This is a genomic window from Vibrio genomosp. F10 str. 9ZD137, assembly GCF_049974785.1.
Classification (GTDB): Bacteria; Pseudomonadota; Gammaproteobacteria; order Enterobacterales; family Vibrionaceae; genus Vibrio.
In genome coordinates this window covers 1-9,366 of sequence record NZ_JBNGCJ010000509.1, presented here as the reverse complement: position 1 = coordinate 9,366, position 9,366 = coordinate 1, and the positions used below count along the sequence as shown (strand labels likewise).

8 protein-coding genes and 1 pseudogene are annotated in these 9,366 nt (G+C 42.8%); 5 read left to right on the top strand and 4 right to left on the bottom strand.

What is annotated here, in order from left to right; genetic code table 11:
* A pseudogene (locus ACP45E_RS12425) lies at window positions 1-164 on the bottom strand (MATE family efflux transporter); the annotation flags it as partial.
* Between the two features lie 114 nt (window positions 165-278).
* Here ACP45E_RS12425 and ACP45E_RS12420 point away from each other — a divergent pair.
* Together ACP45E_RS12420 and ACP45E_RS12415 are read left to right on the top strand one after the other, a co-directional pair.
* Window positions 279-1,124, top strand: coding sequence for a helix-turn-helix transcriptional regulator (locus ACP45E_RS12420; protein ID WP_017038149.1), 846 nt, complete (start codon window positions 279-281; stop codon window positions 1,122-1,124).
* A gap of 201 nt (window positions 1,125-1,325) precedes the next feature.
* Entirely contained in the window at window positions 1,326-2,870 is a 1,545-nt protein-coding gene (locus ACP45E_RS12415; RefSeq protein WP_017033638.1) for a DUF3369 domain-containing protein, read from the top strand.
* Between the two features lie 103 nt (window positions 2,871-2,973).
* Here the strand turns inward: ACP45E_RS12415 and ACP45E_RS12410 are convergent, their stop codons facing one another.
* Window positions 2,974-4,920 (bottom strand): PAS domain-containing sensor histidine kinase, encoded by a 1,947-nt coding sequence (locus ACP45E_RS12410; RefSeq protein WP_017038148.1) that lies wholly within the window; start codon window positions 4,918-4,920, stop codon window positions 2,974-2,976.
* A 268-nt stretch (window positions 4,921-5,188) separates the two neighbouring features.
* Between ACP45E_RS12410 and ACP45E_RS12405 the strand changes: the two genes are divergently transcribed.
* On the top strand, window positions 5,189-5,536 hold the full coding sequence (locus ACP45E_RS12405) for a HopJ type III effector protein (protein ID WP_026026641.1): 348 nt from the start codon (window positions 5,189-5,191) through the stop codon (window positions 5,534-5,536).
* 157 nt (window positions 5,537-5,693) lie between these two features.
* On the opposite strand, the gene ACP45E_RS12400 is transcribed toward ACP45E_RS12405, so the two are convergent.
* Window positions 5,694-6,014, bottom strand: a complete 321-nt coding sequence (locus tag ACP45E_RS12400; protein ID WP_038126190.1) for a cysteine-rich CWC family protein — start codon at window positions 6,012-6,014, stop codon at window positions 5,694-5,696.
* A 125-nt stretch (window positions 6,015-6,139) separates the two neighbouring features.
* Between ACP45E_RS12400 and yegD the strand changes: the two genes are divergently transcribed.
* Complete coding sequence (gene yegD / locus ACP45E_RS12395; protein ID WP_017038147.1) at window positions 6,140-7,492, top strand: molecular chaperone; 1,353 nt, start codon at window positions 6,140-6,142, stop codon at window positions 7,490-7,492.
* A 130-nt stretch (window positions 7,493-7,622) separates the two neighbouring features.
* Here yegD and ACP45E_RS12390 read toward each other — a convergent pair whose 3' ends face one another.
* Window positions 7,623-8,588 carry a DMT family transporter gene (locus tag ACP45E_RS12390; protein ID WP_017033633.1) on the bottom strand — a complete coding sequence of 322 codons (966 nt, stop codon included), beginning with the start codon at window positions 8,586-8,588 and terminating at the stop codon, window positions 7,623-7,625.
* Between the two features lie 149 nt (window positions 8,589-8,737).
* On the opposite strand from ACP45E_RS12390, the gene ACP45E_RS12385 reads away from it, so the two are divergent.
* Window positions 8,738-9,193 carry an Lrp/AsnC family transcriptional regulator gene (locus tag ACP45E_RS12385; protein WP_017038146.1) on the top strand — a complete coding sequence of 152 codons (456 nt, stop codon included), beginning with the start codon at window positions 8,738-8,740 and terminating at the stop codon, window positions 9,191-9,193.
* Window positions 9,194-9,366: the final 173 nt, after the last annotated feature.

Genomic DNA, 9,366 nt, shown 5'->3' with positions numbered 1-9,366 from the left:
CCGACACCTACCGCGGCTGTCGCTGATTCTCCCAATTGACTCACCATGAAGATATCAACCACACCAAGCAGCGAAAACAGAAGACCTTGCATTGAAACAGGCAGTCCTATGTCTATTAGCTTACGCCAAAATTGTTTATCGAGCGTTTGGTAAGTGGACAACATCGCAAAATTCCTCATAAGTGTTAATGAGAAGTTTAATTCCTGCCCAAAGAAAAGTATTGTCTCAATATATCAATAAGTTTTGCAAAACTATCATATTTCAGTGGGGCATATAGTGTGAATGACAAACAAGAACGCCTACTAATATCCGAAAAGACTCATCATGAGTTTATTGACCATACCCATGTAATGATGCTTGAGGAATATGGGATCATTCAATGCGGAATCGCGACGTGCAGAGATGTCTTTTCAATTTATAGGAAAAATCAACAGAAACACATGTTGCTTTACACTGTAAAAGGTAGGGGTTGGCTAGAAACAAACGGACGTCGTCATATCCTCGAACCCAGCTCTGTTATTTCAGCTCCGGCTTCAATAGAAATCGGTTTTGGTATTGAAGAAGAAGATTGGCAGATAGCGTGGGTGTTTTTAGATATGAACAAAGAGTGGCCGGAAATTGTAGATGACGAAGTTCAATACTCTTTAACGCCGATAGCTGAAGTCATCTATGCCTCTATCTTGGCGATGCTACGATCGATTTCTCTGCCCATTGATCTCGGTGGCGCTGTGGGGAGAAGGGCGGTTGAGCAAATTGAGTTGCTGATCAATGCTCCGATTAATCTTGAGCAATCGAGAACTAAAATACGGATGACGCGCGTATTTGATATGGTGCAAAGGCAGCTTCATAAAGATTGGACTGTCGCGCAGCTGTCTTCGAATTTGCCTTGTTCGGAACCTCACTTTCACCGTTTGTGTCAGCAGTATTATGGGCATAGCCCTAAAGTACACGTCATGAGAATGCGAATGGAGTATGCCGCAAGATTACTCGTTTCAACAGAATGGTCAGTTCAACATATCGGTGAAATAGTCGGTTATCCGAATGCTGCAAACTTCAGTACACGATTTAAAGCTTGGAGTAAGATGACGCCAAGAGTCTTTAGGAATACAGTGAGAGGCAGTTAGTCTATGCCGATGAATAGCCCTTCGCATACTATGGTTATAAGGGGTGAGCTTTAATTTATGAGCTTTAAAGTAAGAGTAAAAGCGAATATTTTGACCTCAATCCTCTGTCTTTGTCTGTTTATGCCCGTTTGAGTCACGTCTGAAATCCCATTTTGTGCTAAAACTTAGAGAGTTAATCCGTCAATATTACTTAGAGGTGTTATGCAACTTTTCGCTGACAAGGAAGATCCAATTATCGAAAATGCAGAATTGTCACCGGTTGAGCACAGCCAAAAACCCTGGCGTGTGCTCATTGTCGATGATGATGAGCAAATGCATCAAATTACTCGATTGGCGTTGGCAAATTTTAAGTTTCAGAGCCGTCCATTAGAACTACTATCAGCATTATCCGCAAGTGAAGCGAAACACCTGTTATCAAATGAAGACGACATCGCACTCGCTTTGATCGATGTCGTGATGGAAACGGAACATGCGGGGTTGGATCTGGTCAGGTACATTAGGGAGCAGCAACAGAACTCATTAATTAGGCTGGTGTTAAGAACGGGTCAAGCAGGCCAAGCACCTGAAGACACCGTTATCCAAGAATATGATATTGACGACTATAAAGAAAAAACAGAGTTAACCACTCAAAAACTAAAAACATTGCTTTATTCCATGCTCCGTTCTTTTCGAGATCTTTGCTTAATAGAAGAACAAAAAACGGGTTTACGCCGAGTAATAAAAGCATCCGCTCGGGTCCAAAACACCAGTAGCCTTCAAGAATTTGCATCATCGGTACTCAGCCAGTTAACGTCCCTTTTGAAATTAGACACCTCGGCACTGTACTGTGTGGTTCAACCTGGCCCCGATGCTGAAGCATCGAGAGCGTTTACCTTAGCTGCAACAGGCAGTTACGTCGATTTGTATTATGATTGTGTATTAGACAAACTTCCTGAGTTAGTTTCAGAGCGTTGTCGAGACGTTCTGAGAACGAAAAAAACGGCTAAATACCCTGATGCGTATGTCCTGTGTACCAATACTGATGAAGGTATCGATAGTCTCCTATACGTCAATGTGAATCGCCCTTTGAACCTCCTTGATGAGCAGCTTCTTCAAATCTACATGCGAAATATTAGCCTAACGTTCGAAAACTTAAACTTGATGGTTGATCTTCGTGAAACCTCGAAAGAGTTGGTGAACAACCTAGCAAACGCGGTTGAAGCAAGAAGCCGAGAAACGGGTGCACATGTTCAACGTGTATCACTTATCAGTGGGAAATTGGCTGAGTTATATGGCTTACCTAATGATATTGTCGAGTCAATTAAAGATGCCGCTCCGCTTCATGATATTGGTAAGGTCGCTATCCCCGATAGTATTTTGCATAAACCAGGTAAACTTGACGCTGATGAATGGGAAATCATGAAAAAGCACGTGGAGTTTGGTGTCGATATTCTCAGTTCATCAAAACGAAAGCTTATCATTACAGGCAAAGAAATTGCGGGAAGCCACCATGAAAAATGGGATGGTTCTGGCTATCCATCAAGTTTGTCGGGTTATGATATTCCTGTTAGTGGAAGAATTGTCGCGCTTGCCGATGTTTTTGATGCGCTTGGGTCGGTACGCTCTTACAAGCAACCTTGGTCAGATGAAAAGATAAAGGAATTGTTGGTTGCTCAAAAGGGAAAACACTTCGAACCTGAGCTGGTCGATCTTATGATTGATCACTGGAAAGATTTTATTCAGATCCGAAGTGACTTGCCTGACTAAAACGTTTTTCCTAGCAGTCTAATAACTAGCAGTCTAATAACCGAATTATTTGACTGTTAGGTTTATTGATTTTAAGTGATCGCGTTAACAGTGTAAGCATGGCTTATTCAGTGGGCGTATTTTCAATAGACAGTGGCAGATCTTTAGGAATGATGAGAGTGAATTTGACTCCCTGGCCCGGTTCCGATTCAAATTGAAGATCGCCACTCAGTTTTTGTTTAAGCAAATTAAAGACCAAATTCAGTCCTAGCCCACTGCCTCCTTTTCCGCGTTTACTGGTAAAAAACGGTTCAAATATTTTTTGATGTAATGCGTTTTCAACCCCACTGCCATTGTCGGTGTATTCGAGCACGATATCTGAATCACTTTGATGGAACCTGATTGAAATCATGGGATTATCGAGGTTATCAAACGCGTGATTAATGCTGTTCATGACAAGATTAGTGACGATTTGAGTCAGAACGCCGGGTAGGCTATTCATGACAATAGCGGCGTTGCCTGAAACAACGGGTACGACAGGGACTCGTCTGGTTTCGGAATGAAGACTGCTCATCAGTGAATCAAGCACTTCTTTAACATTGAAAAGAGTACGAACTTCAGACACTTGATCGACCGCCGTTTGCTTGAAGTCCTTGATGAGCTTGGCGGCTCTGTTAAGGTTTTGCTCAAGCATACTGTTGCCTTCGTTGAGTTGTTCCATAAGTTGACTGAATTGGGTGCTTGTTAGTGTCTGGTTTGAAAATGCCGATGTTAATTCAGCGCTAACATCGCGAATCACTGAAGCTGCGGTCACTGAAATCCCGAGTGGTGTATTCACTTCATGGGCGACCCCAGCAACAAGACCACCAAGTGCGGCCAACTTCTCTGACTCTATTAGTTGCTCTTGCGTCGCCTGAAGTTGCTCCATACTCTGCTTTAAGTCTGCTGTCCTATCCGCTACGGTATGCTCTAAATTGGCATTGAGAGTCTCGAGTTGAAGCTGCGCCACTTTTAAGTCTGATATGTTAATGCTGGTACCACGAAATCCAATAAATTTGCCATTAGAAAACCTTGCGAGCGCCTGGAAGAGCATATGATAAGTTTTCTCACCAATCTTGATCGTTTCTTCACATCGAGAAAAATCGGTGGATAATTTTAGGCACCTTTTCAAATTCGACAGGTCGTTTAACTCGGGTACATCAAACAGGTACGGTTTATTAAAAGGATCAATGCTGAGAGACTTTGCCATGGATTCCGAGCAGTAGGTTAACTTTCCCAGTTCGTCGGTTTCCCACAACCAGTCAGATGAAACATGAGTAAAGTCACTGAGTCGCTCTTGTTCAAACTTAATATTGTTGTAGAGCGTGGTGACATCGGCGGTGATTTTATTGGTTTCATATGCCAACCAATTTAGCTCATCGTCCTCTTCCATAATCCATTTTTTATAAAATAGGTTAAGTGGTTTTGACGGGTGCCGTGGGTTGTATTTTCTTAAATACTTTGCGATTAAGAATATTCGACGATTGATGCTTTCATGAAAGACCATCAGGATAAGAATGCACACAAAGGTGGTTTTTATTGAGTTAAAAATCAGGGTAATAATAAACTGCATCAGCAGTGCGTCGTAAATGGTCTTGGCGTTGGATTCTATGTAAATAGTACCGAGAAGCTCCGAATCTTCGCCGTCACGGCTTAAGTATTCTAAAGGGAAACTGACTGAAACGCGCTCATCTAGTACCTTGCTACCCGCATGGAAGGAGTAGTCGCCAGAGTCCACTTGCAGATAGTCAATCTTAGGTAAATTGACTAAACCGTCGAGACGTTCTTGTAAAACAACAAGGTCAAAATTCCACAACGAAGAGGCCAATAATGGCGCATGCACACTTTCTATCTCGTAGTGTCGCTGATCAACAGCGTTAAATTCACGATTATAATCCCAGTACAGCTGAATAAGCGTCATGATCAGAGTGATGGCCCCACTCAGTATCACCGTGATGAGAATAATTCGACGACCAATCCGACTATGCAAAGGGTTACTGATGCTCTGCTCAAACTGCATTTTGTTTTTCATGTACTACCCGTTATGTTCGCCAGTCATATAAGTATAGAAGCTAGTCGGCATTTGGTACTATGCGCTGCAGCACATAAGCAAAAGCACATAAGAAAAAATCGTTTCTGCTAGCGCTATGATCTTTGCCAGAAAAGGTGGGATAACAAATGTGTTTTAACGTGACTCTTGTTAGTTTTACCTGGTTATTGCCCGTGAAAGCTTCAATTAGAGCCTCACTTCGTGGTATGTTCCAAAGCAAAATGAAACCGATAATATGGAAGTTAACGATATGGATTTAAACACATTTATTTCACAGCTTAAGCGAGAGCCTGAACTTATTGAATTTGAACAAACCATGAGTGTGATTGACGAAAATTTTAGTTTTACTCCAACCACGTTTACTAACGGTAAAACACTCAATCAGGCAGGGCAGAATAATGGCTCTTGCAAAATATTCGCGTTGGGTGCTTTACAGCAGCTTTCTATTGAAGAAACGCTGGCTTGCTTTGGCCGATTCTATCGCGAAGACGTATTAAAGCACCCAGAGGGTGACGACCATCAAAACATTCGAAACTTTATGGTAACGGGTTGGGAGGGTGTTGAATTTGAAGCTGTTGCATTGGTGAAAAAAGTCTAGCGTTCTATTTATTTACGGACTAGGTGATTTACGGACTAGGTGATTTACGGACTAAGTTATTTACGAACTAAGTGATTTACGAACCAAGCGTCTATATTTCACAAACCTAGCGTCTGCTTTACTTATCTAGCATTGAGCTTATATCTCACAACTGACCTTAAAGGATAGGCAGTGCACTTAAGCATTTACGGCACAGGCAAACGCCACTGTCGGTAACACCTGCACTGTCTCGCCTTTCAATATCAAAGCACCAACAGGTACTTTTTCCACTCTCAATATCGCATTGAGTTTTTGCACTGCATAAAGGGCATTTGTGGCTGCTTTTTTCACCACGTAGCTCTGCCATTATGCTCGCTCTTTGATCATCACTGTAGTTTGGCCATTGGGCGATTTCTTTCTTGGTTCTGTGGCATCCAATGCACATATCGCCAGACGTTTTACATAAACCGATGCAGGGTGTTTTACAGGGAGCGTTCATTTCTACCATTGCCTTTGAAAACAGGCCTAAAGTATACCAGAGAACGTAGGTCATGCTTATTGATTCTAGAAAAGCATAAAGCCTTGGTGTAGGATTGTCGGCCATTTTCTATTGGTGAGATCACTATGTTCATTGGATTTGATTACGGTACCGCGAATTGCTCAGTGGCGACCATGCAAGATGGGCAGCCAATACTACTTCCGCTCGAAGGTGATAGTTTTTATATTCCTTCAACGTTATGTGCACCGACGCGAGAATCTGTTTCTGAGCACCTTTTTCGTCACAGAAGCATTTCTCCTTCTGATGCCGTTGGGGAGCAAGTATTGAGGCGTTCGATAGCGTTCAACCGAGAAGAAAGCATTGACCTTCAATCGGAAGATGTTGCATTTGGTCAATCTGCCCTAGATCTTTATTTAGATGATCCGAGAGATGTTTACTACGTTAAATCACCGAAATCATTTTTAGGAGCGTCAGGTTTACATGACGTTCAACTGAGTTTTTTTGAAGATCTCGTTTGCGCCATGATGGCCAATATAAAATCGCAGGCTGAATTACATACACAAAAAATGATTGCTGATGCAGTTATTGGTCGACCGATTAATTTTCATGGACGCGGTGGCGAGGCGGCAAATAAGCAAGCCGAGAAAATTCTAGAAAAAGCGGCAAAGCGAGCGGGTTTTGAGCAGGTTATTTTTCAATTTGAGCCTGTTGCAGCCGGGTTAGAATATGAAGCAACACTCAATGACAACATCACGGTTCTGGTTGTGGATTTAGGCGGTGGTACGACCGATTGCTCGATGATAGCAATGGGGCCAACTTGGCGAGGAAAATCAGACCGTACGCAATCTCTTCTCGCTCATAGTGGGCAACGGGTAGGGGGGAATGACTTAGATATACATCTAGCGTTCAGACAACTCATGGCACCTTTTGGGTTTGGTAGTCAAACCAAGAGTGGTATTGAAATGCCCATTACACAGTATTGGAATCCAATTGCCATTAACAATGTAGAGGCTCAGAAAGAGTTTTACTCGCGATCCAATTTATCGGCGCTTAAAATGTTGGTGAAAGAAGCGAGTGAACCTGAAAAGTTAAATAGGCTTCTTCAAGTGTACAACGAAACATTGGGCTACAATATCGTCCGTCGAGCTGAAGAAGCGAAGATTGCCCTTTCTTCTGATCGTCATTATCAAGCACACATCGATCTTCTTTCAGAAACGATCCAGGTTGAGATCACCCAACAACAAATGATTAACGCGATAGAGCAACCGAAATCGAAAATGGCCGAGCTTGTTAAAGAAGCGGTAAAATTAAGCAGCGCTCAGCCAGATGTCATTTTCATGACGGGAGGCTCGGCACGCTCTCCATTCTTGCGCAAAGCGGTAGAAGAACTGCTACCGAATATTCCCGTAGTGAGCGGCAATTATTTTGGGTCAGTCACCGCAGGGCTGGCGAGATGGGCAGACATCTGCTTCAAGTAACATTCGTTAACCGTTAATCGCCAAGCACTAATAGTTAATAGGCACATGAACCATCACCAATCTGTGATGGTTCGTTTCTTTGGCGGTTCATTGTTTTGAAGCGATCAAATTACAATGCCGATTTTGAATGCTACCTGTGTGAAACGTTATTTGAGTGCTGAGGTGGCTGATAAGAAAGAGAGGCGTCTTGTCGTATGAAAACGTTGCTCGCAATAATGCTACCCACACATATGCAAACTAAACCTAAGCAAGTTAATAGCTGAGGTGTTTCATTAAATATCAACATCGCAAGTAGCGTAGCAACAACAGGGGTAAGAGACCCGAACGCTGCGGTTCGCTCTGCTCCAAGGATTGAAATGGCATGCAGAAAAGTAAACGAAGCAAACAAACCAATTCCAAAACCTTGTATGAGCAAATGTCCCAGTAATTCTCTGAAAGGCCAATCTCTTGCAACTTCTATCAATGAATGGTGTTTAAGAGGCGAGAGAAGAGAGCTTTCGATAACACCGGTGGCGATGAGCAAAGCCAACAAGACGAAAGAGACAAAGGAAATTAATCCGGCACAAACCAGTGCAGGTAAATGACTAACCCGCGCACAAATCGTGAACGTTGCCCACATTAAACTCCCCACCAAAAATAACAGATGGCCTTTCAAGAGCGCAGGATGGTTTTCAGATGCGCCTGACCATAAAAATAGGCCAATCCCAACAATGATAAGTCCCAGCCCAACTTTTCGATGTTCACTTAACGGTTGAGAGAAAAGGATCACCGCAATAGCAGAAACAAATAAGGGTAATGTCCCGGGTACTAAAGCACTACCATCAGACACGGTGGCATTCTGCATTGCCCAGCCTGCGATGAGCAAGTACGGGAGCCCACCACCAACAATCATGCCAAGCAGATATCGAATAGGGATAGACAGGATCTGTTTTCTGGCTCGGAAAGTGACTGGGAAAAGAACTAAAGCCGGCACCAAAAAACGCGTAATCGCGATATCAGCAGGAGTAAATGAAGATATCGCCCCACCTTTTAGTGAAAGAAAGAAGCCAGACCAAAGCAGTACTGTTGCAAAAATTGAGAGGTAGCCCTTAAACATAGTGTTTACCTTTTGTGAATAAGCACTATTATCCTTCTAAATATGCGCTTATATCAGGCGTAATGTTAACTAAATTCATCAAATATTGGCTGTAATTGTCGCCTAACAATTGATGATTAGCTGAATCAATCGTGTAGGTATTCATTGAAATGGACAGAATTGATAGACGTATACTGGAATTAATTCAGCAGCAGGGAAGGTTGTCCACCGCTGACCTGGCAGACAAAGTCGGTTTGTCTGCTTCACCTTGCGCTCGACGTTTAAAAAAGCTTGAAGATGAGGGTGTTATCGATAGCTATAACGCGAGCTTGAACAAGGGGAAATTGGGCATTGGAATGACGGTATTCGTTGAAGTGAGTTTAAACAACCATCAAGCGGGTTCGATAGATGGATTCGAACAGGCGATGTGTGAAAGCAAAGAAGTGATTAATTGCCATGTGGTATCCGGTGCTTATGATTACTTATTGGAGGTCGTCACCAAAGATCTCGAAGGGTATGAGCAGTTCACGCGTCAATTACAAAGAATTCAGACGGTGAAAGACATTCATACACACTTAGCAATAAGACAAGTAAAACAAGGTAAGTCGCTGCCTATTTTAATATAGGCAGCTTGTTTAATTTGCCGCTTCTTTTATAAGCAGTTTCATTGACAAGCAGAAGGGAAAAATAGGCTTCACCTATTTACAGCTCGTCAATTGGCTGAGACTCGCTTAGAGAATAGCTAAGGTCTACTAAACGAGAGTCAACGGCTAACCAAGAAGATCGGAAGAGCGGGTCA

What these genes read in the sequence shown, in the direction of transcription:
- ACP45E_RS12415 (WP_017033638.1), top strand. Translation starts at nt 1,326, where the DNA reads ATGCAACTTTTCGCTGACAAGGAAGATCCAATTATCGAAAATGCAGAA.
- ACP45E_RS12410 (WP_017038148.1), bottom strand. Translation starts at nt 4,920, where the DNA reads ATGAAAAACAAAATGCAGTTTGAGCAGAGCATCAGTAACCCTTTGCAT.
- ACP45E_RS12405 (WP_026026641.1), top strand. Translation starts at nt 5,189, where the DNA reads ATGGATTTAAACACATTTATTTCACAGCTTAAGCGAGAGCCTGAACTT.
- ACP45E_RS12400 (WP_038126190.1), bottom strand. Translation starts at nt 6,014, where the DNA reads ATGAACGCTCCCTGTAAAACACCCTGCATCGGTTTATGTAAAACGTCT.
- yegD (WP_017038147.1), top strand. Translation starts at nt 6,140, where the DNA reads ATGTTCATTGGATTTGATTACGGTACCGCGAATTGCTCAGTGGCGACC.
- ACP45E_RS12390 (WP_017033633.1), bottom strand. Translation starts at nt 8,588, where the DNA reads ATGTTTAAGGGCTACCTCTCAATTTTTGCAACAGTACTGCTTTGGTCT.
- ACP45E_RS12385 (WP_017038146.1), top strand. Translation starts at nt 8,738, where the DNA reads ATGGACAGAATTGATAGACGTATACTGGAATTAATTCAGCAGCAGGGA.